Here is a 22,735-nt window from a genome sequence, read left to right as displayed (position 1 = left end):
GCGCCTCAGCCCAGGGCCGGCCGCTCCGCGCCGCCACCCAGCTCGGCGCGGGAGGTGTCCTTGAGATCCACGCCGGAACGACCCAGACGGCGAGCCCCGACGACCAGGCCGGCGGCGATCCGCGCCGCATCGGCGTAGCCGAGCCCCTCGGGCGGGTGGATGTTGGAGATGCAGTTGCGATGCGCGTCGGTGACGCCCACCGCGAAGTCATCGGGATCGGCCCGGTGGGTCAGGTAGATACCCAGGCTGTCGGCCACCGACAGGCCCGGCCGCTCCCCGATCAGCACGAGCAGGGTGCGCACTCCCAGCGCTCGCGCCACGTGGTCCCCCAGCGCCACCCGAGCCTGCGTCGCGATCACCGGGGGCGCGAGGGTCACGTCGGGCGGCAGGGCTTCGAGGATCGCGCGGGCCAGCGCCGCGCCGTGATCGGTGAGCGCCTTGGGCGAGAGCCCGTCGGCGAGGACGATCGCGACGTCCGCGTCGGGCACCGTCGGGACGGCGGACAGGTCGGCGGGCACCCGGCCGAGGTCCGGGCGGCGCAGGTACTCGCCGCGGTCGCCGGCGAGGCTGGTCACGGCGATCGGGTCGCCGATCCCGAGCTCGCGGACGCGATACGCGAGCTCGCCGACGTCGAGCGGCTGGTGGACGGCGTCGCGGGCCGCGGCGTGGGCGGCGGAGAACTCGAGGACCCGGCGCGTCGGCAGCGCATCGCCGGTGCGGCCCAGCCCGATCCGCGACTGGGTGGTGGTGCGCAGGGCGTCCCAGAAGGCACCGTCGGACCGCTCCGGCGCGCTCACCGCCCGACTCCCGCCGCGAGTTCGCGGAGTGGAGAGGCCTCGACGGCCACGTCGCGGAGGCCGCCCGACTCGTCGGTCATGCCCTGGCGGGCGAGCCACGCGTCGAACTCGGGTGCGGGCCGCAGGCCGAGCGCCCGGCGCGCGTAGAGCGCGTCGTGGAAGGCGAGCGACTGATAGCCGAGCATGACGTCGTCGGCACCCGGAACGGTGATGACGAAGGACACGCCCGCGATCGCGAGCAGCGTGAGCAGGTCGTCCATGTCGTCCTGATCGGCCTCGGCGTGGTTGGTGTAGCAGACGTCGACGCCCATCGGCAGGCCGAGGAGCTTGCCGCAGAAGTGATCCTCGAGCCCGGCGCGGGTGATCTGCTTGCCGTCGTAGAGGTACTCGGGCCCGATGAACCCGACCACGGTGTTCACCAGCAGCGGATCCAGGTGCCGCGCAACGGCGTACGCCCGCGTCTCGAGGGTCTGCTGGTCGACGGGTGCGCCGTCGGTGCCGAGGTGGGTGCCGGACGAGAGCGCCGAGCCCTGCCCGGTCTCCAAGTACATGACGTTGTTCCCGACGGTGCCGCGCCCCAGCTCCCGGGCCGCGGCATTGGCCTCGTCGAGCAGCGAGATCGTCACGCCGAACGCGGAATTCGCCCCCTCCGTGCCCGCGATCGACTGGAAGACCAGGTCGACGGGCGCGCCCTGTTCGATGAGGCCGAGCGTCGTGGTGACGTGGCTGAGCACGCACGACTGCGTGGGGATGTCGAACCGCGTGCGCACCTCGTCGAGCAGGTGCAACAGGTCGGACGTGGCGTGCGGTGAGTCGGTCGCGGGATTGATCCCGATCACCGCGTCGCCGCACCCCAGCAGCAGACCGTCGAGGGTGGCGGCGGCGATGCCCCGCGGATCGTCCGTCGGGTGGTTGGGCTGCAGGCGGGTGGCGAGCGTGCCGGGCAGGCCGACCGTCGTGCGGAAACCGGCGGTGACCCGGACCGCCCGCGCGACCGCGATGAGGTCCTGGTTGCGCATGAGCTTGCTCACCGCCGCAACCATTTCCGGCGTGAGCGCCGGACCGAGGGCGGCGAGCCGGGCACCGGCATCGTCGGCGATCGCGATCCGCAGGAGGAGGTCCCGGAGGTCCCCGACGGTGAGGTGCGCGATCGGCGCGAACGCGGCGCGGTCGTGGCTGTCGATGATGAGCCGGGTGACCTCGTCGGACTCGTAGGGCACGACGAGTTCCTCGAGCAGCGCCGTCAGCGGGACGTCGGCGAGGGCCCACTTCGCGGCCGCGCGCTCGGCATCCGAGGCGGCGGCGCAACCTGCCAGCTGGTCACCGGAGCGCAGCGGGGTGGCCTTGGCCAGCAGGTCCGCCATCGACGTGAAGGTGAAGGTCTCCCCGCGCACGGATTGGCTGCGGATCATGTGAGCTCCCGTTCGGCGTCGGCGAGGGCCGCGAACTCCTCGTCGGGCGAGTTCGCCACCAGGTGATGTCGACTGTAGACCCCGAAGTACACGAGGAAGGCCGCGAACGCCGCGAGGGTCAGGCCGGCCGCCTTCGGATCGACGAGGAAGGTTGCGACGACCGCGATGCAGGCGATGACCAGGGCGAACGAGGTGGTGACGATACCGCCGGGCGTGCGGTACGGGCGGGGCATGTCGGGCTCGCGGCGGCGCAGCACGATGTGGCTGATCATCATGAGCACGTAGCTCAGGGCCGCGCCGAAGACGGCCATGTTCAGGAGCATCGCGCCCTTGCCGGTGAGCGACAGGGCGAAGCCGATCACGCCCGGGACGACCAGCGCGAACACCGGGGCCTTGCGGGAGTTGGTGACGGACAGGCTCTTCGGGAGGTAGCCGGCGCGGGATAGCGCGAAGGTCTGCCGCGAGTAGGCGTACATGATGGAGAAGAAGCTCGCGACCAGGCCGGCGAGACCGATGTAGTTGACGACCTTGGCCGCGGTGCCGTCCCCGAGGGCCTCGACCAGCGGGTTGCCGGAGGTGGACATCGCCTGCGCGCCGACGGCGCCCGGGGCGAGGAAGAACACCGTCGCACCGGTGACGACGAGCATCAGCATCGCCACGATGATGCCGCGAGGCACGTTCTTCTCGGGCTCGCGCGCCTCCTCCGCGGCCAACGGCACGCCCTCGATCGCCAGGAAGAACCAGATCGCGAAGGGCACGGCCGCCCAGATCCCGAGATAGCCGTGCGGGAGCCAGCTGGACGCGCCGACCGCGCCGGTGGCGGCGATGTCCGTGAGGTTGTGAGCATCGAACTTGCCGACGGCGAAGACCGCGAAGATCACGAGCCCTACCAGGGCGATCGCGGTGATGACGAACATCGCCTTGAGCGCCTCACCGGCACCCGTCAGGTGGATCCCGATGAAGAGCGCGTAGACGAACAGGTACACCCACCAGCCGTCGGTGATCCCGAACAGACCCAGCGACTGCACGTAGCCGCCGATGAAGGTCGCGATAGCCGCGGGCGCGATGGAGTACTCGATGAGGATCGCGATACCGGTGGCGTAGCCGCCCCACGGACCCATCGCGCGGCGCGCGAAGGTGTACCCACCGCCGGCCGCGGGCAGCGCCGAGGACATCTCCGCCATGCCCAGCACCATCGCCAGGTACATGCCCGCGATGATCACCGCGGCGATCGCCAGGCCGCCCCAGCCGCCCTGCGCGAGACCGTTGTTCCAGCCCGCGTAGTCGCCGGAGATCACGTAACTCACGCCGAGGCCCGCCAGCAGCACCCATCCCGCCGAGCCCGAGCGGAGGGTGCGTTTGGCGAGATAGTCGTCGGATTCGATGGTCGCGTCCACCCCGTCGTGGTGGAGCGGGTTCGGCGCCGGGCGCTCAGTACTCATGTGGGCCTTCCTGATCACGGTCGATCCTGTTCCCGGCGTGTTGCCGGGTGGTGTCGGCGTGTTTCACCGACGGTTCTTGTCGGTGTGATCTGGAACACTACGAGTCAAGCGTTGCAGCGGGGTTGCAGCGCAGGTCGGCCACTGCGGGTGCCACCCATCGACGAAGGTAGGCGCGCAGGTCCGCCTGCGAGCGGGGCGGGTCGCCCGGGGAGATGAAGAAGGACTGCATGATCCGCAGTTGGAACTCGACGAGCTCGCGCAACCGCGCCTCGTCGTAGCCGTGGGCGGACCAGTCCACGTCGAACCGCTGGATCATCGTCATGCCGAAGGCCATCGCCTGGCCGGACGCGATGGCCTCGGTGTGCGAGTGCTCCCCCGCGAGCATCAAGCGCAGGTGCGGGGCGCGGGGCACCTGATCGAGCGTGAAGACGATGCCCTCGACGACGGCGTCGGCGGGGTCGCCGATCCCGCCCACGTGCGCGGCGAGCCGGTCGAGGAACGCGCCCACCGACCGCACGGCTGCGGCCTGCAGCAGCGCATCGACGGTCGGGAAGTACCGGTAGACGGTCTGCCGGATCACGCCGAGCGCGTCCGCCACCTCCGCGATCGACGTGGTGCCGCGCAGCCCGATCAGGTCCACCGCGGCGGCCACGATGCGCGACGACGCCTCCTCGTCGCTCGTCGGCGGCGAGCCACCCCATCCCCTGCGTGCCATCGGCCCAGGCTACAGCTTCGCGCGTTCTCAACATACAGAACGTGTTCTATGTGTATGTTCACGTCATGACGGACCTGCACCCCCGCAAGATGGACTTCCACTTCGACGAGGCGCCCGTGCCCTTCCTGTGGAACCCCGACAATCCCGCCTTCTCGTCGATGATGAACGCGGTCAGCTTCCTCGCCGTCGGCTTCGAGAAGATGATCGTCAAGCTGATCCTGCAGTTGCGCAAGGAGTTCGCCGACCCGGAGGTCGCGGCCGAGGCGAACGCCTTCATGCAGCAGGAGGGGCACCACTCCACTGCGCACCGTCGACACGTCCAGGCGCTGATCGCGCAGTACCCGGGCCTGGAGAACACCCTCGACGCGGTGATCGGCGAGTTCGACCTCCTCACCGAGGCCACCTCCACCGACTACCGGCTGGCCTACACCGCCGATCTGGAGGCCACGTTCACGCCCGTCTTCAAGCTCATGCTCGATAACGAGGAGGCGCTGTTCCGTCCCGGCGATGACCGGGTGGCGTCGATGTTCCTGTGGCACTTCGTCGAGGAGGTGGAGCACCGCAGCTCGGCGCTCATCATCTACAACGCGATCGTGGGTAGCGAGGTCTACCGGATGCGGATGGCACCGTCGATCTTCGCGCACGTGCTCAAGGTGATCCGCATCGCGTGCGCAGGCTTCAACCAGCACGTGCCGCTCAAAGACCGCAAGGTCGACGCACTCTCGATGTTCGGTCGCTACCGGCTCAAGCAGAAGGTGCTGGTCGCGGTGGCGCCGCACCTGACGAAGGGCGCCATGCCCCGCGCCTTCGACGTGCTCCCCAAGGCCGAGCAGGCCGTCGCGATGAAGGGCATCATCCGTAGCCAGATGCCGCTGCACGATCCCGCTCACGAGAACCTGCCCGTCCTGGCCGGAGAGTGGCTGCGCCGCTACGACAGCGGGGTCGACTGCACCCGCTGGTACACGTCGGACGCGGCGATCGGGGTCTGACGCGATGGACCTGTGCACCCCCACCTTCGATGCCCTCGCGCGTCGCATGGGCTTCACCTGCGACGACACCGGCGGACTGTTCTCCGCGCGCAGCCCGTTCCACCTCGAGAACTGGACGCTGCCCGTGCTGGAGCTGACGATCATCGTCGGCTCGGTGCTGATGCTGATGCACGCCTTCCGGCGCTGGCGGCGCGGCGATGCGACGAACCTCGCGGTCTGGTTCGGCGCGACGGCCTACCTGTTCGTCATCGAGCCGCCGCTGTACTTCCCCGGCGCGTTCGGCCTCGCGGGGCACGTGGACACGATGTTCGCGCACAATCTGTTCACCGTCGAGTTCCTCTGGGGCCGGCTGCCGCTCTACATCGTGGCGATCTACCCGCTGATGGCCACGATGTCCTTCGAGATCGTCCGCATGCTGGGCGTCTTCCGGCGATGCGGCACGTTCCTGGGCGCGTGCACCGTCGGACTCGTGCACGGCGCGTTCTACGAGATCTTCGACCACCTCGGTCCGCAACTGCGCTGGTGGGAGTGGGCACCCGACAATCCGATCAACCTGCCCTTCTTCACCTCCGTTCCGATGGGATCGGTGGTGGTCTTCGCGGCGCTCTGGCCCATGTCGCTGGCGCTGTGCGTGCAGTTCCTGGTCGGCCGACACGTCGACGCGGGCGTCCGGTTCACCGGCCCGCAGCTGGTGTGGCGCACCGTCGTCATCGGCCTCGCGGCGTCCGTCGGCACGTTCGTCCTCCCCCTGCCCGCCACGATCGTCGGCCTGGCCGGCGACACGGTGCGCGGCACCGTCTACGCCCTGGAACTGGCCCTCATGGCCGGGGCCGCGCTGTACGCGGCCCGACGGTGCCTGTCCCCCGGGCCCGGCGCACCGTCGTTCCCGGCACACCGCAACCGTCTGGTCCAGGCGTACGCCGCGCTCTACCTCGTGGTGTTCGCGGGGCTGTGGATCGCGGCGCTCCCCGACTTCCTCGCCGCGAAGGGCGGCCTGACGGCGGCGGAAGACCCCGTCGGGAGCCTGCCCTTCACGCTGCTCTGCTTCGTGATCGGGATCGCTGCGGTCGCTCTGACCTTCGTCGTCCGCGATCGCGAACCGGTTGCGCCCGAGCCGATCGGGAGCACTATGGGGGTGTGATCTGTGGCGTCCGTCACGGACGAGGTCTGAGGGTGAACCGAACGGTTCGTGACGATCCCACAAGAGACGGCTGTGAACTTCTCACCTGACAACAGGCGGATGGGCCGTCCGATCCTGTTTCATGGAAGACATGGCAGACATCCGTAGTTTCAGCACGCTCGGCGGACAGTTCCCCAACGTCGTCGTCACCTCGATCGAGATGACCACCTCGATCGGCACCGACACCGAGTCGACGTGGGAGGGCCTCCTCGCCGGCAAGAGCGGCATCCGCGAGCTCAAGGGCGACTTCATCGGCGTCGACATCGCCGATCTCCCGGTCCGCTTCGGCGGCCAGCTCCTCGAGGACCCCACCTCGGAGGTCCCCGAGCGTCCCGACCGGAAGTACGCGGGCGACATCAGCAAGCAGCACGTCAGCAAGCGCCGCATGTCCTACGTGGAGCAGGCCGCGCACGTCATCACCAAGCGTCTGTGGGACAACGCCGGCCGTCCCGATGTCGACCACAACCGCCTCGCGGCGGTCGTCGGCACTGGCCTCGGCGGCGGCGAGTCGATGGTCGAGGCCGTCGACGCACTGCGCGATCACGGCGTCCGCAAGGTCTCGCCGTTCACCGTGCAGATGGCCATGCCGAACGGCGCCTGCGCCGTCTCGGCCCTGGAGATCGGCGCCCGCGCCGGTGCCATCGCCCCCGTCTCCGCGTGCTCGACCGGCAACGAGGCCATCGCCCACGCCTGGCGCCAGATCGTCATGGGCGACGCCGACATCGCCGTCTGCGGCGGCATCGAGGGACGCATCGACAGCCCCGTCATCGCCCCGTTCGCGATGATGCGCGCCCTCTCGACCCGCAACGACGATCCGCTGCACGCGTCGCGCCCGTTCGACAAGGACCGCGACGGCTTCGTCTTCGGCGAGGCGCAGTGCCTGATGATCATCGAGACCGAGGAGCACGCGCTGGCCCGCGGCGCGAAGCCCATCGCGCGCCTGCTCGGCGCCGGCATCACCTCCGACGGCTACCACATGGTCTCCCCCGACGTAGAGGGCGGCGGCGCCGCTCGTGCCATGAAGCGTGCGATGGAGACGGCCGGCCTCACGCGCGAGGACATCGACTACATCAACGCGCACGCCACCGCGACCCCGATCGGCGACACCGCCGAGGCCAAGGCCATCAACGCGGTCGTCGGCACCGACGCGGCGATCTACGCCCCGAAGGGCGCGCTGGGCCACTCGATCGGCGCCGTCGGCGCCCTCGAGGCCGCCCTGACGGTGCTGTCGCTGCGCGACGGCATCATCCCGCCGACCCTCAACCTGGACAACCAGGACCCCGAGATCGAGCTCGACGTGGTGCACGGCGAGGCGCGCAAGGGTGATTACAAGTACGCGCTGAACAACTCGTTCGGCTTCGGCGGCCACGACGTGGCACTCGCCTTCGGCAAGTACTGATCTTCTTCACCAGGACCGGCGGTCGGGATTCTTCCCGGCCGCCGGTTCTGTCGTTTCCGACGATGCCTATGCTGGGAATCGGGTGGCGATGGCTGAGGCGAATTCCCCCGGCGCGAATTCCTGCACCGCATGCCCGGCGCCTGCGATCTCCACGAACTCGACATCTGTGAAGTCGCGGTCGATCCCCGGAAAGTAGTCCCGCGGCCTGAAAACCTTGTCACGCATACCCCAGATCGCGAGCGCGGGCTTATCTCCGAGCTTCGCCGCAACCGATTTCTCCAGCTCTGCAAGAAACGGAGCCGCGTCACGGATCTCACGAGGCATCACTGCCAGAGCGGTGCGCGCCTCCGGGGTCCGCTGGACCGCGCGATAGTGCTCGAGCTCCTCATGATTCAGCACCCGCCCGAGCTCGGAGACGAGAATCCGCTCGACCATCAGATTCTTCTCAACGATCTGATGTTGCATCACGCCGGAGCCCATGACCGCACTGAACAGTCGTTTCGCCAGAGCCGTGTTCGGCCAGTAGGTCGTGTTCGCCAGGACGGTCCCGCGGACCCGGTCGCAGCGCTTCACTGCTGTACCGAAAGCTATCGGACCACCCCAGTCGTGCCCGACCACAACGAATTCGCTCAACCCCAGGTGATCGACCAGTTCGCCGAGAGCAGCCGAGAGCTCGGGGATGGTGTAGCCGAATCCTTCAGGCCGCTCGGACAGCCCGAACCCGAGGTGGTCAACTGCGATACAGCGATAGCGACCCCGCAGCGCGCCGATGATCCGGCGGTAGATGAAGCTCCACGTCGGCGTTCCGTGACAGAAGAGGAGGACGGGGCCGGTCCCTTCGTCGACGTAGTGCATCGTGCCCGCACTCGTACTGAACCACCGAGCCTCGAAGGGAAAGAGGCCACGGTCGGGCGTGAAATCGATGAACATGACGTAGCCTCCTCGACGGTTCGCTACAGGTGTAGCCCACACGTGAGGCTACACCTGTAGCATCGATGTCGTGGTCGACGAAGTCAGCGAATCACCAGCGATCGAGAGCCGGCGGGACGTGATCCGCGCCAGCGCGATCCGGATCCTCGCCAGAGACGGCATCCGAGCGCTGACCCATCGCGCGGTCGACGCTGCCGCAGGGTTGCCGCCGGGGTCGACCTCCCATGTGGCACGCACCCGCGAAGCGCTGTTGACACTCGTCGTGAACACGCTGTCCGAACGAACTCTTGTCGATTCCGACGAAACCTCAGCGTCGCTGGCACACCTCGCCGATCGCGGCAGCCTCTCGATCGACGAGCTTGCCGATCTGCTGACGACACTCGTCGAATCGCTCGCTTCCCGGCGCGACGACATGCGCGCGCGGTACGCATTGATCCTCGAACTTCACGACTCACCCGCTCTGCACGCAAAGCTGACGACAGACTCAGAGGTCCACCGAACGGCTCGCGCCATCGTCTCCTCAGCACTGGACCTCGCCGGACTCCCAACGTCGAATGGTGATGTCGACACATTGATTCGTCTTGCAGACTCACTGACCTTCCACCGCACAGCGGTCGATACGGATGCACCGATCCGCCCCGTATTCGCCGCATTCCTCAAAGGACTACGCGACAACTGAAGCGCCGTAAGGTCACGCCCGAGGCGCTCGAGAGCCTCGGCAGCGCGTTGCTGCCGGAGTCGGTCGAGGTCGACAGGGTCGCGGTGCGCACGGATGTGCTCACTGTCACTGTGGGCATGGTGTGGGCACGGCGGCGAGATTGGGCCCGCACGGCTGAAGGTTTTCTTCAAGCAGGCGTTGCCTAAGTCGGCAACAAACCTGAAATAGCTTCACTCATTGCAACCTTACGCACAGGGGAGAAGCGAGGCCCCATGCCGAGTCCGGATGCCGACAGGCGACGTTAGACCGTGAACACGCCTTCAACCTCATCAAGGCAACGGAAGTGCATCGCCTGCCTGAGCGCGGCACGACATATCGAAAGATTGGCGCAGAGCTCGACACTGGCCCGATTCCGGGCAGCTGCTAAACCCCAGCGCCGAGCCCATCGGCACATCGACACCCCTGTCCATCGTCCAGCCTCCCGGACGTGTTAGGCAAGTCAGCAACGGACGTTGGCAGATAGATGCCGCCGATAGGAAACCTGTTGGGCCACCCGAAAGCAGACCTCTACGATCATTCGCGACGATAACGACCACAAGGTACGCTCCACACCCCTACGGGCCACCGAATCGAGTCATACTGAGCAAGTGACGTACTCACCGTATCCGAGTCTCCCTTACCGCGAGTTTCGACAAGCATGTCGCGCGTTCCCGCCGAGCCAACTCTTACCAGCTCTCGCCCAATGGTCCGCCGCGATCGGGGAACCACCGTACTCTGTTGAGGTCCTCCAGAAGATGCCGCCCTGGGGCCTGGCTGCAGCAGCCCGAGAGTCACTCTTGTACGGGAATGAGCACCGCACAAAAACCGCCGATGACAGAGCACTTCTCAGACTCATGTACAAATTCGGGCTCGCGATCGATTTCGAGTCCGCAAGCAAGAGATCCGGTTTTCTCACGAAGATGCTCACGAGAGCCGCCCACGAGCAATTCCCATATCAGGAGTCAATATTCGAAGAACTGGCACGCTCACACGCCTGGCTCGTCGAAGGAATCGGCGAAATTGAGACTCAGGTGATCAATCATGAATCTCTGGCGCAAGTACTTGACGGCCTCACGCTACAAGAGGCGATCGGCGCGACGATCGTCCTCCAAGTTGGAGCCACGCAGAATAAGGGCCAATACAACCCCGACTGGCTTAATCAAGAAAACTTCCGTGACGTGTTGGATGTCTTCCCGCGCTCTACCATCGAGACAATGGCGCAGCGCCTTACCACCACCCCCGACCAGTACCGCAAGGACTACCAGCGAGCCGCAACTGGGAAGCAACTTATCGCCAGGTACGACTACAACCCGCTGATCGCAAACCCCTTCGTCGACATGGGCGACGGGATCCCGGTCGCCCCCGCGACCAGGCTCATCCTTCGCACGGTAACCCCAGGCGGCCTTTACCATGCTGGTATACAGAAGTATGGCAGCGACTTCGCGAACGATCTTGGACACCTCTTCGAGCACTACATTGGACGACAGCTGAAGCTCCTTCCAGGCGCACAGATTGAGCCAGAGATCGCGTACGGCAAGGGAAGTGGCAACAAGAGCGTTGACTGGTTCGTCATATTCCCAGATCTCGTGGTCATGGTTGAAGTGAAGTCGCGACGTCTTAGCGCCGCAGCTCGCGCCGGCGACGAGGTACTCATTGATTCACTCAAGGACACCTTCACCCGTGCACGGTCGCAGCTCGAGAACACGGCTCACCGTCTCGCCGAGGGCCATCCTGCATTTTCGCAGGTTCCTACTGATCGTCCAATCCTTGGACTCATCGTGACAGCAGAACCGTTCTACTCAGCGGGCGCATACCTCCTCGATCACGACAAGACGACTATCAAGTGCGAAGGTATCCCAGATGTTCGCGTCGGAGTGGCAAGCGCACGGGATATCGAAGCCCTCGTGTCCCAAGGAAACGATGTCGAGTCGCTCCTGCTCGAGCAGATGTCAACATCCCGCGGGAGCATCTCGACACAAGACCTTGGGGTGAGCGAGGGCGCCAGTAATCCAATCCTAGAGAACGCATGGCAGTCGTACTCTTGGGCAAATCTGTCCTAGCTGGCCTGCACATGCTTCAGTCCACATCACATCAGATCTCGACGAGGGCGGACGCCCGCTACAGACTGAGGATGCCAGTCAGCCTCCTGCCACAACCTGGCGAGCACCGGGCCTACCAACAAGCGAGGCACCTTCCGGCGTCTGAAGTCGAGGTCCTCGCAGTACCCAGGACGGCCGCAAGATTCGCGCGTGCGGGTACCCACGGAGGCTCGCGCCGCAGGTGAAGCGGAAGGCTCCTGTCCGGTTGGAGATGGCAGCGGACACGCTCGCCAAGGAGCTGATCAACGACGCCTTGGATGATCCTGGCATCCCGGACACGACGGCGACGAATAGGACGCCACCGCTCCCCTATGTCCGAGCCGCAAGAACCGGCGGTCACCGCGTCAAGGGTGAGCGCACCGTGATGCCCCGGACTGGACGCAGCCCCGCCACACCAACGGCACCTCCGCGCTCGCCGATCAGCGGATCGCCGGCGATCTACCGTTCGGGCACTACGCGCAGGCGTGGATCGAGAGTCAAGCCCTGAAGGTGGCGCAGGGCCGACTGAAGCAGCGCACCCTCGACGACTACGAGCGCGTCGTCAAGCGGTACGCCCTGGACCGATTCGCAGCGAAGGCCGTCGCCAGTCTCACCCCGCGAGACTGCGAGCTGTTCCTCGCAGACCTGGCAGCCCGCAGGCTCGCCCCCAAGACCGTGAATCACGCGTGGCTCGGATTGAAGAACGTCCTCACGTACGCCACTCGTCACGGCGCGATCCCCGCGAACCCCTGCGAGCAGGTGGACTTCAACACCGGCCGCGCCGTAGGCGACCGAGAGAAGTTCCAGCACCACCCGCTCACCGCCGAGCAGGTCGCCGCCACCGCGCAGGCCGTCGGCAAGCTGTACCCGGTCTACGAGCTGTTGGCGTACTTCCTCCCCTATTCGGGTCTCCGCAAGGCCGAGTGCGCCGGGCTCGAAGTCCAAGACCTGGAGTTCACTACGCGGCCAGCGAGCGCGGCCAATCACAGCACCGACTCCCCCGTTCAGTGCGTGGTGCACGTTCGCCGGACCAAGGACCGCAAGGGCGGCGCGTGGACCTCCAGCACGCCCAAGAGCCGGAAGTCACGCCGCTCGGTGCCGCTGCCAGGCTGGCTCGCCGAGCGGATGCACGCCTACCTCCGCGACGTCCACCCGCACGGCCCCGAAAGCGGCGACTACGACGCCACCGCTCCCCTGTGGCCGAGCCGTAAGAATGGCGGCTACCGCGTCAAGGGCGAGCGCACCGTGATGCCGCTGGACTGGACGCAACCGCCCGAGTTGGGGACGTGGTTCGAGACCATCCTCGCCCCGGCCCTCGTAGAGGCCGGACTACCGGTGAGCCGACCCGCTCGACCGGCGAAGCCCGCCACCGAGTCCGCCCCGGCAATCCCTGCGCAGCCAGCCGTGCGCGGCGTCCGGCTCCACGATTTTGGCCGTCACACCTTCGCGACCATGCAGCTCTCGGCGGGCGTCCACTTCATGCTCGTTTCCCAGTGGATGGGCCACGCGCAGTACACCCTGACCCTCGACACCTACGGCGACTGGATTCCCAGCCAGGACGGCGGCGCGCTCAACAGCCTGCCCGCTCCGGCTCCCGTCGCGGACACCGCGCCGACAACCGAGCCAGAGCTCGCTACGGTCATTCAGCTATTCGGACGCTAACTCAAAATGGCGGGGGCTCAGCCGGAAGGTGACTACTCTCATCAATTTTCAGTTCACCCATTATCTCGGTAAGTTTCTGGTCGATCCCCCGGGTACTCCGAACGATGGCGGAATAGAGACCCCACAAGTTGTGCTGGTCATCATTACCGTTGGCGGCCACTATATTCTCTACGATACGACCGTCCTGATCCAAGATGGTGAAAATGAATGGGTAAACTCCATCATTATCGGCGGCTCGGATCTTAATAGTACTCTTCGTTAGAGATAGTTCAAACTGATCAGGACCAGTCATTTCCCAGGTAGTCCAAGGGTCGGGCGGCGCGAGAGCCTGCTCAGTGAGCCCGCTCACCAACGCCGTGAGACGCCGATCGAGACTATCCATTACCGCCTCCATTGGTCGTGTCAAGAGATTGCTTCGCCGAGATGGCTCCGAGCTCGGCAGTTACGTCGCCAATAGCTTTTCGAAGACGTTCCGTTGCATCGGACCAGTCCGTTGTCCCAGAAAACTTCGCAGCATCCTGCTTAAGCGCCGTTGCTGCGGAAATTGACCTTTGTATTACTTTCATTGCCTGGTCATGCTCTTGCTCGGACAATTCAAGAAAGTGGCGGCACGCGCCCGCTTGCCACTTCCAAGTTTGAATCACATGCCGCAGAAGCACTGTCGACTTGTTATCCACAGCGACATCGAGGGCGCTCTCGAGATTCACAAGCTGCGGAAGAACCGACGCCGTCGCGAGCGAACGGTAGCTCTGGCTGGCATTGTTGGCAGCGTCACGCGCCGCAATCGCAGCCTTCTTCGTCTTATGGATCTGCCAGTACGCGAATCCAAATCCGCCGAGCGCGAGGGGGATCGACAGCCCCGCATTGGTCCACTCGAGCCAGTTCCAAACCACCGACGTGCTCCCCCTTTCCTGCCGCGTGCAGTATCGCACGATCAGAACTGCGCTCGCACCAGAGCGCACTCACCCAGGCGAGCCACGCACGCCGGTTGGGTAGCACCGGGGTAGCAAGAGGGCGGCAAACAGGCGGCTGAACCAGCTTGGCAAGCCGCCTACCTGCGGCGATGTGGTGCCCCCGGTCAGACTCGAACTGACACTGGACGGGTTTTGAATCCGTTGCCTCTGCCAATTGGGCTACGGGGGCGTCCGGCGGACCGTCGGAAACGGCCGGCCGCTCAAGCTTACCGGGCGGGGTCGGCGGCCTCGGACCCGGCGTCCACGGACGCGAGGAAGGCGTCGATCACGGGCCAGGTCTCGCGAACGGCGTCGGGGCCGGCGACGAGGCCGAGGTGGCTGGACTCGACGGTCGCGAACTCCACCCGCGGCGAGCCGGTGAACAGGTCCACGCCGTGCCGGGCGGTGTCCCACGCGCACAGGGCGTCCCGGTGCGAACCGAAGAGCTGGACGGGCACGTCGATGGAGTGCAGGTCGATGGTGCGCTCCCCCAGCTGAACCTCACCGGCAGCGAGCTCACCGCGGAAGATCAGCCGCTCCCACAGCTGCGTCGCCAGCTTGCCGGGATACCCCGGGAAGGTGCGCTGGAACCGGTCGATGACCTCCATGCGAGCCAGCTTCTCGGGCTCGCCGAGGTTCTCGAGGACGAACTTCGGCTTCTTGAGCTCCCGGTCCCACGAGGTGGCGCGGTAGGCCACCTGGACGATCGGCGCGGGGATGCCACCGAGCAGCGCGATCAGCGCGCCGGGGCCGAACCCGTCGACGGGCTTCATCACCGAGGTCACCAGCGGATAGGGCTGCTGCACGGCGTAGTTCAGCGGCGTGGCGATCGACACGATCGACCGGATCGAGGCCGTCGACGCACCGGCGGCGAGGAAGGACAGCGTGCCACCCAGGCTCCAGCCGTACAGGTCGACGCCGGCACCGTCGGGCACCTCCCCGCCCCAGAAGTCGTCCAGGGCCCGGGCGATGGCCTGCGGGATGATGTCGAGGGCGAAGTCCTCGAAGCCGAGCTTCCGATCGGCGTAGGTCATCTCACCGAAATCCACCACATAGGGCACGCGCCCCGTCGAGGCCAGATGCGCGACGACGGAGGTCTCGGGCGAGAGGTCGTAGCACGTCGCGGGCGCGGCGATGGGCGGCACCAACAGAACCGGCGCGGCCCCGGCGACCGCCGCCGCGGAGCGCTCGGAATCCGACGCGAACCGCCGGAGGGTGCGGTGGGCACCGTCGGCCACGACGACGTGCGGGGTGCGCGCGACGGGACGGATCCCGTCGCCGAGCGTGAGGGCCCAGAGGGTGCCGGCACGCTCGCGCAATTGAGTCAGGCTCAATACGTTCATGGTCCTACGGTACCGCGCACGTCGCGGCCGATTTCCGTCGACCGGTAACGTACCCCCCGATGAAGGACACCGCGCCCACACCGCACCGCGTGCTCGTCGCCGAGGACGAGGCGATCATCCGCATGGACCTCACCGAGATGCTCCGCGAGGAGGGCTACGACGTGGTCGGCGAGGCCGAGAACGGCCAGGTCGCCCTCGACAAGGCCCGCGAACTGCGGCCCGACCTGGTGATCATGGACGTGAAGATGCCCGTGCTCAACGGACTCGAGGCCGCACAGGACATCGCCCGGGAGCGGATCGCCCCCGTCGTCATGCTCACCGCCTTCGGCCAGCGCGAGTTCGTGGAGAAGGCCCGCGAGGCGGGCGCGATGGCGTACCTCGTCAAGCCCTTCACCAAGGCCGACCTGGTGCCGGCGATCGAGATCGCCATCAGCCGCTTCGCCGAGCTCGCCGCCCTCGAGAAGGAGGTCACCTCCCTCTCCGAGCAGCTCGAGACCCGCAAGCTCGTGGACCGCGCGAAGAGCATCCTCATGCAGTCGCGCCATGTGACCGAGCCGGAGGCGTTCCGCTGGATCCAGCGCACGGCGATGGACCGGCGCACCGATATGAAGACGGTCGCGCACCTGGTGATCGACACGCTGGGCGGGAAGACCCAGCCCTGAGCCCGTCAGTGCGCCGACGGTGCCGGCGTGCCCGTCAGGGCCGGCGTGCCCGTCAGGTGCCCCGCCACCGTCGCCAACACCGGGGTCAGCGCCTGCGTCGCGGAATCCCACGTGTGCCCGTGGCTCGACGCCTGCACGGTGCAGGCGATGTCGACCTTCTTCATCGCGGTGCACAGGGTCTGCGACGCGCCGGCGGAGTACGGGTCGGGCTCGTAGCCGCGGCCGCCGGCTCCTCCGCCGCCGCCCTGCCCGCCCCACTGGCCACCCGGGTGCTGCCCGCCACCCTGACGGGGCTTGCCTCCCGGCCCGCCCGGGCGCTGCGGATGCCCGGCCGCGTCGACGAAGATCCCGGCCACCCCCTGGTAGGCGCCGTGCTGCGCCATGACCTTCTGCGGGTCGTAGGCGTCCCACTTCGAGGCGTCACCGCCGAACAGGCGGGAGATGGTCTGCGCCTGGTTCCCGGCGTTCGGCCGGAGGTCGCCGCCGATGTCGCCGAAGGCGCTGAAGAGCTCCGGGTGCATCACCGTCAGGTCGACGGCGCAGGTCCCACCCATCGACCAGCCGATGACGCCCCAGTGGGCCGCGTCCGACGCCGCCCCGAAGGTCGAGATCACGTACGGCCGCACGTCCTTCGTCAGGTGCGAGGCCGAATCACCGCGGGGACCGTCGACGCACTCGGTGTCGTTGTTGAAGCTGCCGCCGGAGTCGACGAACACCAGGATCGGCGCCTGGCCGCCGTGCTGGGCCGCGAACTGGTCGGCGATCTGCGTGGCCGAGCCGAGCCGGATCCAGTCGGCGGGGGTGTTGAACTCGCCGCCGATCATCTCCACCGCGGGCAGCGCGGGCGGGGTCTTCCCCGTGAACCACGCCGGCGGGAGGTAGACGTACTCGGTGCGGTGCGCGAAGCCACTCGCGTCGTCCGGGATGTCGACGGGGACCACGCGCCCCTGCTTCTGGACGGTGTCCCGCAACCCGGGCAGATCGTCGAGGACGGTCTGGTTCGGCAACGGGCCGGCGGTCAGGGCCGACCATGCGACCTGCACCGTGCGGTAGTAGCCCACCCACTGGTTCACGACGAGCAGCGCCGCGATCAGGAGCAGCGGCACCGCCGCCACGGAGACGATCCGTCCGCGCCATCGTCCCGACCGGAACCGGACGATCGCGGCGATCAGGGTCGCGACCGTCAGACCCAGCCACACCCACAGCATGACCGGCGCGGGCTCCCCCGCGACGCCCTGCGCACCCATCTCCGCATCGGCACCCCACGCGGCCAGTGCCCCCAGCGCGAGGCAGACCGGGAGCCCGATCCGCAACCAGCGCCCGCGGCCGAGCAGGACGACCGCGGCGGCGACCGCCGCGAGCACGAACACGGACAGGGGCAGCCAGCCGGTGAGCAGCGATACTCCGTCGCGATGGTCCATCACCCGACCGAGGATTCCCGGCGTTCCCGGGAGAACGCTGTGAACGGACCGGCAGCGCGCTGTCAGGCATCACCCGTCCGACGGTGCGCCGCCCTCCCGCGGGAGGGCACAGTCACCGTCGGGCGGTCAGACCGCGCGGACGGGGCGCGACGGGGGCAGCTGCTGGCCCCGGTAGTAGCCGGTGCGCGGCATGTTCGGGAACGCGGGGGCGTCGCCGGATGCCTTGTCGTTCTGCCGATCGATGACCTTCTTGACGGCCTGCGGCGAGGTGCCGGTGTACCGCGCGATGTGGACGATCGGAATGCGGGCGGCGTACGCGGCGAGGATGGTCTTGCGGTACTGCTCCTCCGCGTTCGCCTTCAGGTGCGACCAGTGCGAGATCGGGCTGAGGAAGTCGCGGACCTCTTGAGGCGTGGGCTCGGGGACCTTCGGCATCTCTACTCCGTGAGTTCTAGCCCGGGGCGGGTGCCCAGGCAGGCTGTTAAGGGCGTTCGTGGCGTACATCGACCGTCTGCCGTGGTTTGTTACACGCCGGTTGGATTAGTTTGCCAGGGGTGGTACAACGGGCATCGATGCATCCCTCATCTGTACTGACCCAGCAGCCCGACGCGCTCCACACCTGGGTCTTCACGCCGGTCGTGACCACCCTCATGGTCGTCGCCTCCGTTCTCTACGTCTACGGCGTCGTCCGGTCCCGACGCGCCGGCACCGCGTGGCCGCTGACGCGCGTCGTGGCATGGTTCGCCGCCATGGCGCTGCTCGTGTTCGCCGTCAACAGCGTCATGGCCGAGCTGGCCAAGCACCTGTTCTGGGCGCACATGCTCGTGCACCTGGTCCTGATCACCGTGATCCCGATGTTCCTCGTGCTCGCAGAGCCGATCCGACTGCTCGCCACGGCCACCGGGGAGACCGGGAACCGCCGCGTGCGCGCCTTCCTCGGCAACCGGGTGGTCCGGCTGATCACCAGCCCGATCGTCGGTCTGCCGCTGTACGCGTTCGCGCTGATCAGCACCCACCTCACCGGGTTCCAGGACCTCGCGCTGGAGAACCCGTGGCTCAAGCAGCTCGAGTACACCGGCTACTTCGTCATCGGCTGGGTCTTCATGCTCCCGCTGATCGGCAACGAGCTGTGCGGCCCCACCAAACTCTCGCATCCGCTGCGGTTCGCGTCGTTCCTCCTGGCCATGGGCCCGGACACGCTCGTCGGCGTGACGCTGATGATGACCACCAGCGAGCTGGCGCCGGGCTACTCCGCGTCGCGCGCGGGCTGGGGCCCCACCGGGCTCGAGGACCAGGCCGCCGCCGGCGCCATCATGTGGTTCGGCGGCGACGGGCTGATGATGATCCTGCTCCTGGTCGTCGCCTTCCAGTGGATCACCGCCGAGGCCACCGGCAAGCGCGGCGGCAGCATGGGCTCGTGGCTCGATTCCGCACGGCGGGGCCAGCTCATGGGCGAGGGCGGCGACGACGTGGACGTCGACGACGACGAGGCCGCGCTGGCCGCCTACAACGCGCGCCTGCGGGAGATGAACCGCGGGCGCTGATCAGCCCAGCGGGTAGACCTGCGCCCGCGGATACGTGCCGAACCGGATCGCGATGGCCGCGACCAGGACTGCGGCGATCACTCCGACGCACGACCAGCCGACGGCCTCCACCCGCCCCCGGGTGCGCTTGTCACGCGGCAGCAGCTCCGGGGCGTAGACGATGCCGGCGGTGACCGCGGCGCCGGCCACGAAGCCGCCGGCATGGCCCAGCCACGAGATGCCGGACAGGGTGAACGACGCGACCACGTTCACGCCGATCAGCACGAGCAGCGAGGTCGGGTCCATCTTCATCCGCAGGAACAGGATCAGCTCGGCCCCGATCAGCCCGAAGATCGCGCCGGACGCGCCGACGGTGACGGTGTTCTCCAGCCCGAACCACAGCACGGCCGCGCTGCCGCCGAGCAACGACAGGGCGTAGATCGCGCCGAACCGCGCCCGGCCCAGGGCCTGCTCGATGTTCCTGCCGAAGACGTACAGCGTGAACATGTTCACCAGCAGGTGGATAGGCCCGAAATGCAGGAACCCCGAGGTCACCGCCGTCCACCAGCGACCGGTCGCGGTGGCGTACTCCGACAGCGCCAGCTTGGCCACCTCGGTGGAGTACATGTTGTGCTCGATGCTGCCCGAGGCCTTCGCGCTGAACGCGAAGGCGATCACGTTCACCGCGATCAGCGAGTAGGTCAGGACGGGCTGCCAGTCACGACGGGTCGTCGATCCGAGTGCGGTCATGCCGCTAGTCCACCATGCCGGGGAACACTTCCCCGAGCACGACCCCGGTGATGAGGACCACCGCGACGCCGAGCACGACGGCACCGTCGAGCCGCGTGGGCCCGCGATCGGGCTGCGCGACCGCCCCGAGTCCGCCGCGGGAGCTGATCGCGTCGGCGAGTTCCCCCGCGCGGCGGCACGACTGGACCGTGGCCAGTAGGAGCAGCTCGAGCATCGTCTCGATGGTCACGCCGCGCGGCCGACCACTGGGCCGGAGCGGGCGCCGCTGCCGCGCGAGCCCCCACATCGTGCGGACCTCCGCCAGTGCCAACGGTCCCAGCCGGATCGCCAACGCGAGCGCCGACGCCGCGGCCACGCCGCGCCGTCCCATTCCGCCGAGCCGGTCCAGGCAGGTCTGCAGGAAGCCCGGGACGTCGCCGAGCGGGGTGGTCCAGCAGAACACCAGCGCCGCGAACAGCGAGACGAGCAGGGCCGCGAGGGCGCGGAAGAAGACGTCGACCCCCGACAGGCTGATCTCGACCCCGAAGAGGTGCCCCGTGGTCGCGCCGGAGCCCATCGCGGTGAGGAACAGGCTCACGGAACCGAACGCGAAGAACAGCCGGGGCAGGCGCGGCCAGGCCCGCCACGGCGCGCCGGCGAGGAGGAACCACCCGAGCAACACGAGCGCCGAGGCGCCGATGTTCCACCAGTCGGTGCGAACGCCCATGACGACGCCCATCGCCGCGAGCACGGCCAGCTTGGTACCCACCCACGTCCGGTGCGCGGGGGTCTCGCCGGGCAGGGGCCGGCCCACCACGTCGCCGAACTGCGGCCGCCCGGGGCGCGCGCGGCGCGGTCGCGGCACCTCGGCGGACGCCGCGACGTCGTGGACGCGATCCGTGACGCCGCGCAGGGGCACGAGGTCGTGCGTGACGATCACCAGGGTCGTGCCGGCCGCCTTCGCCGCGCTCAGCGCCTCGGTCATGTGCGCCGTCGCCTCGTCATCGAGGCCGGCCAGCGGCTCGTCGAGGACCAGGACCTGCGGGTTCGACGCGAGGAGACCCGCGAGCACGACGCGCCGCTGCTCTCCGCCGGAGAGTTCGTCCGCGCGGCGGTCGGCGAAGTCGGCGGGGTCCAGCCCGACCAGGCGCAGCGCTGCCCGCACGCCGGCCCCGTCGGCGCCCGACGCGTCGGCCACGTCCTCGCCGACGGTGTCGCGCAGGACCTGCAGGCGTGCGTGCTGCACCCCGATGACGACGCGTCCGCGCCCGTTGACCACGGGCGCACCGTCGACCGTGATCGAGCCGGAGGTGGGCTGCAACAGGCCCGCGATGATCCACGCGAGGGTCGATTTGCCCGCCCCGTTGTCGCCGGTGATCGCGAGGGCGGTGCCACCGGGAACGACGAGGTCCAGGTCGCTGATCACGGGGCGGTCCCAGGGCGTCCCGGCGTCACGGATCAGCGTCACGCCCCGCAGCTCGACGGTGCCGCGGGCGCTAGTCCGCGCGGGCACCGTCGGGCCCGCAGGCCCTGATTCCGCGCCCGACGGTGCCCTCGGCGGCCCGAGCCGGACCTCGCGGTCCGCGCCGGCCGCCTCGGCCTCGTGGTGCGTGACGTGCACGACCGCCGTCCCCGCGTCGGCGATGTCGCGCATCACCCCGACCACCGACGCGCGCCCTTCGGCGTCGAGCATCGCCGTCGACTCGTCGCTGATGAGCAGCGCCGGTTCGCGGGCCAGCGCGGCCGCCACGGCGAGCCGCTGCAGCTGCCCGCCCGACAGGGTCGCGGTCTCGCGGTCGGCCATCCCCGACAGCCCGACGCGGCGCAGCACCCCGTCGACATCGGCATCGGGCGCGAGGGCGCGGCCGAACCGCACGTCGTCACCGACGCGCACGCCGAGGACCTGCGATTCAGGGCGCTGGAAGACCACCGCGGTGCCGCCCGGCTCTCCCAGTCCGGGCCCGCCGGGCCGGTCCACGACGCCCGTCGTGGGTGGCGTGCCCGCGAGCACCCGGGTCAGCGTCGACTTGCCCGTGCCGTTGCGCCCGGTCACGGCCAGGTACTCCCCCGGCTCGACGGTGAGCGCGGGCACGTCGAGCGCCAGCCGGTCGCGGTAGCGGACCGTCACGCCCTCCAGCCGGACGGGTACCGGACCGATCGGGCCCTCCGCCGCAGGGACGCCCGACAGGTGCCCGGTCGCGCGCGGGAGCACCCGGTCGGCGCGGGAGAGCAGGGCCCCGAACGCGACCCGCGCGAGAGCGACCACCGCGAGCACCGCGACGACGAGCAGCAGCGGCACCGTCAGCGGCCACCAGCGCAGCGCCCAGTCCCAGATCGCGACCAGCGCCCGGCCGAGGCTCCCGAGATGGATGTTCCCGAGGATCCGGGCGAGGCCGGTCACCGTCGAACCCGTGATCCGGAAGAGGAGCTCCCGGACGCCGGGGAAGATCACCAACAGGCCGACCGCGAGCGCCGACGACGGGATCGCCAGCAACGGCAGCGCGTACAGCACGAGGCGGCGCGTCGACCAGCCCCGACGGATGGACGCGCCGAGCAGCATGCCCACCAGGCCCGTCTCGATCGTCAGCACCACCGGCGCGGTGCCGCCGAGCAGGAAGCCCATCGTGACGCCGACCAGCAGCGCGAGCGCGCAGGTGCGCAGGGTGTGCCGCAGGCCGATCACCCCGAACGGCAGGACCGCGGCGAAGGCGACACCCGCAGCCAGGGGGAAGACCTGCGAGATGAGGACCAGGGCCGCGGCCACGTCGGCCAGCGCCGCGGCTTCGGTGATCTGGCGGGCGCC

20 protein-coding genes and 1 tRNA gene are annotated in these 22,735 nt (G+C 68.3%); 9 read left to right on the top strand and 12 right to left on the bottom strand.

Annotated elements, in window-relative coordinates; genetic code table 11:
- Positions 1–5: 5 nt before the first annotated feature.
- From eutC to ABZX10_RS11530, 4 genes are all read right to left on the bottom strand, one after another.
- Positions 6–797, bottom strand: coding sequence for an ethanolamine ammonia-lyase subunit EutC (gene eutC / locus ABZX10_RS11545; protein WP_355539025.1), 792 nt, complete (start codon positions 795–797; stop codon positions 6–8).
- Positions 794–2,209: an ethanolamine ammonia-lyase subunit EutB gene (locus ABZX10_RS11540; RefSeq protein ID WP_355539022.1), complete on the bottom strand. Its 1,416-nt coding sequence runs from the start codon at positions 2,207–2,209 to the stop codon at positions 794–796. The genes eutC and ABZX10_RS11540 overlap by 4 nt, the downstream gene beginning before the upstream one ends.
- Positions 2,206–3,651, bottom strand: coding sequence for an ethanolamine permease (gene eat / locus ABZX10_RS11535; RefSeq protein WP_355539019.1), 1,446 nt, complete (start codon positions 3,649–3,651; stop codon positions 2,206–2,208). Before eat ends, ABZX10_RS11540 begins: the two co-directional genes overlap by 4 nt.
- Positions 3,652–3,748: 97 nt before the next feature.
- Complete coding sequence (locus ABZX10_RS11530; RefSeq protein ID WP_355539016.1) at positions 3,749–4,366, bottom strand: TetR/AcrR family transcriptional regulator; 618 nt, start codon at positions 4,364–4,366, stop codon at positions 3,749–3,751.
- 65 nt (positions 4,367–4,431) lie between these two features.
- On the opposite strand from ABZX10_RS11530, the gene ABZX10_RS11525 reads away from it, so the two are divergent.
- The 3 genes from ABZX10_RS11525 to ABZX10_RS11515 all read left to right on the top strand — a co-directional run bounded on the left by ABZX10_RS11525 (position 4,432) and on the right by ABZX10_RS11515 (position 7,934).
- Positions 4,432–5,355: a metal-dependent hydrolase gene (locus ABZX10_RS11525; protein ID WP_355539013.1), complete on the top strand. Its 924-nt coding sequence runs from the start codon at positions 4,432–4,434 to the stop codon at positions 5,353–5,355.
- Between the two features lie 4 nt (positions 5,356–5,359).
- Positions 5,360–6,496: a hypothetical protein gene (locus tag ABZX10_RS11520; protein ID WP_355539010.1), complete on the top strand. Its 1,137-nt coding sequence runs from the start codon at positions 5,360–5,362 to the stop codon at positions 6,494–6,496.
- Between the two features lie 139 nt (positions 6,497–6,635).
- Complete coding sequence (locus ABZX10_RS11515; protein WP_355539325.1) at positions 6,636–7,934, top strand: KasA/KasB family beta-ketoacyl-ACP synthase; 1,299 nt, start codon at positions 6,636–6,638, stop codon at positions 7,932–7,934.
- Positions 7,935–8,000: 66 nt separating this feature from the next.
- Here ABZX10_RS11515 and ABZX10_RS11510 read toward each other — a convergent pair whose 3' ends face one another.
- Entirely contained in the window at positions 8,001–8,864 is an 864-nt protein-coding gene (locus ABZX10_RS11510) for an alpha/beta fold hydrolase (RefSeq protein WP_355539007.1), read from the bottom strand.
- Positions 8,865–8,934: 70 nt separating this feature from the next.
- Between ABZX10_RS11510 and ABZX10_RS11505 the strand changes: the two genes are divergently transcribed.
- The 4 genes from ABZX10_RS11505 to ABZX10_RS11490 all read left to right on the top strand — a co-directional run bounded on the left by ABZX10_RS11505 (position 8,935) and on the right by ABZX10_RS11490 (position 13,563).
- The gene (locus ABZX10_RS11505; RefSeq protein ID WP_355539004.1) at positions 8,935–9,543 is read left to right on the top strand and encodes a TetR family transcriptional regulator; all 609 of its coding nucleotides are present in this window, start codon (positions 8,935–8,937) and stop codon (positions 9,541–9,543) included.
- A gap of 815 nt (positions 9,544–10,358) precedes the next feature.
- Positions 10,359–11,621, top strand: a complete 1,263-nt coding sequence (locus tag ABZX10_RS11500) for a hypothetical protein (protein WP_355539002.1) — start codon at positions 10,359–10,361, stop codon at positions 11,619–11,621.
- 528 nt (positions 11,622–12,149) lie between these two features.
- Complete coding sequence (locus ABZX10_RS11495) at positions 12,150–13,301, top strand: phage integrase N-terminal SAM-like domain-containing protein (RefSeq protein WP_355539000.1); 1,152 nt, start codon at positions 12,150–12,152, stop codon at positions 13,299–13,301.
- Positions 13,302–13,329: 28 nt separating this feature from the next.
- Entirely contained in the window at positions 13,330–13,563 is a 234-nt protein-coding gene (locus ABZX10_RS11490) for a hypothetical protein (protein ID WP_355538997.1), read from the top strand.
- Between the two features lie 112 nt (positions 13,564–13,675).
- Here the strand turns inward: ABZX10_RS11490 and ABZX10_RS11485 are convergent, their stop codons facing one another.
- The 3 genes from ABZX10_RS11485 to ABZX10_RS11475 form a co-directional block, all read right to left on the bottom strand.
- Complete coding sequence (locus ABZX10_RS11485) at positions 13,676–14,194, bottom strand: hypothetical protein (RefSeq protein WP_355538994.1); 519 nt, start codon at positions 14,192–14,194, stop codon at positions 13,676–13,678.
- Positions 14,195–14,367: 173 nt separating this feature from the next.
- Positions 14,368–14,444 (bottom strand) — tRNA-Leu (locus ABZX10_RS11480).
- Between the two features lie 37 nt (positions 14,445–14,481).
- Positions 14,482–15,597 (bottom strand): alpha/beta hydrolase, encoded by a 1,116-nt coding sequence (locus tag ABZX10_RS11475; RefSeq protein ID WP_355538991.1) that lies wholly within the window; start codon positions 15,595–15,597, stop codon positions 14,482–14,484.
- 59 nt (positions 15,598–15,656) lie between these two features.
- Here ABZX10_RS11475 and ABZX10_RS11470 point away from each other — a divergent pair, with 59 nt between their 5' ends.
- Positions 15,657–16,259, top strand: a complete 603-nt coding sequence (locus tag ABZX10_RS11470; RefSeq protein WP_355538988.1) for a response regulator — start codon at positions 15,657–15,659, stop codon at positions 16,257–16,259.
- Positions 16,260–16,264: 5 nt separating this feature from the next.
- Here ABZX10_RS11470 and ABZX10_RS11465 read toward each other — a convergent pair whose 3' ends face one another.
- A complete protein-coding gene (locus tag ABZX10_RS11465) occupies positions 16,265–17,680 on the bottom strand; it encodes an alpha/beta hydrolase-fold protein (protein ID WP_355539322.1) in 1,416 nt (471 codons plus the stop codon).
- Positions 17,681–17,806: 126 nt separating this feature from the next.
- A complete protein-coding gene (locus ABZX10_RS11460) occupies positions 17,807–18,115 on the bottom strand; it encodes a hypothetical protein (protein ID WP_355538985.1) in 309 nt (102 codons plus the stop codon).
- A 137-nt stretch (positions 18,116–18,252) separates the two neighbouring features.
- Between ABZX10_RS11460 and ABZX10_RS11455 the strand changes: the two genes are divergently transcribed.
- Positions 18,253–19,224 carry a cytochrome c oxidase assembly protein gene (locus tag ABZX10_RS11455; RefSeq protein ID WP_355538982.1) on the top strand — a complete coding sequence of 324 codons (972 nt, stop codon included), beginning with the start codon at positions 18,253–18,255 and terminating at the stop codon, positions 19,222–19,224.
- On the opposite strand, the gene ABZX10_RS11450 is transcribed toward ABZX10_RS11455, so the two are convergent.
- Positions 19,225–19,953, bottom strand: a complete 729-nt coding sequence (locus tag ABZX10_RS11450) for a rhomboid family intramembrane serine protease (protein WP_355538979.1) — start codon at positions 19,951–19,953, stop codon at positions 19,225–19,227.
- Positions 19,954–19,957: 4 nt separating this feature from the next.
- Positions 19,958–22,696: an ATP-binding cassette domain-containing protein gene (locus ABZX10_RS11445; protein ID WP_355538976.1), complete on the bottom strand. Its 2,739-nt coding sequence runs from the start codon at positions 22,694–22,696 to the stop codon at positions 19,958–19,960.
- Positions 22,697–22,735: the final 39 nt, after the last annotated feature.

It is taken from the genome of Tsukamurella sp. NPDC003166, assembly GCF_040611135.1.
Taxonomy (GTDB): domain Bacteria; phylum Actinomycetota; class Actinomycetes; order Mycobacteriales; family Mycobacteriaceae; genus Tsukamurella.
This window is presented reverse-complemented; position numbering and strand designations above follow the sequence as displayed.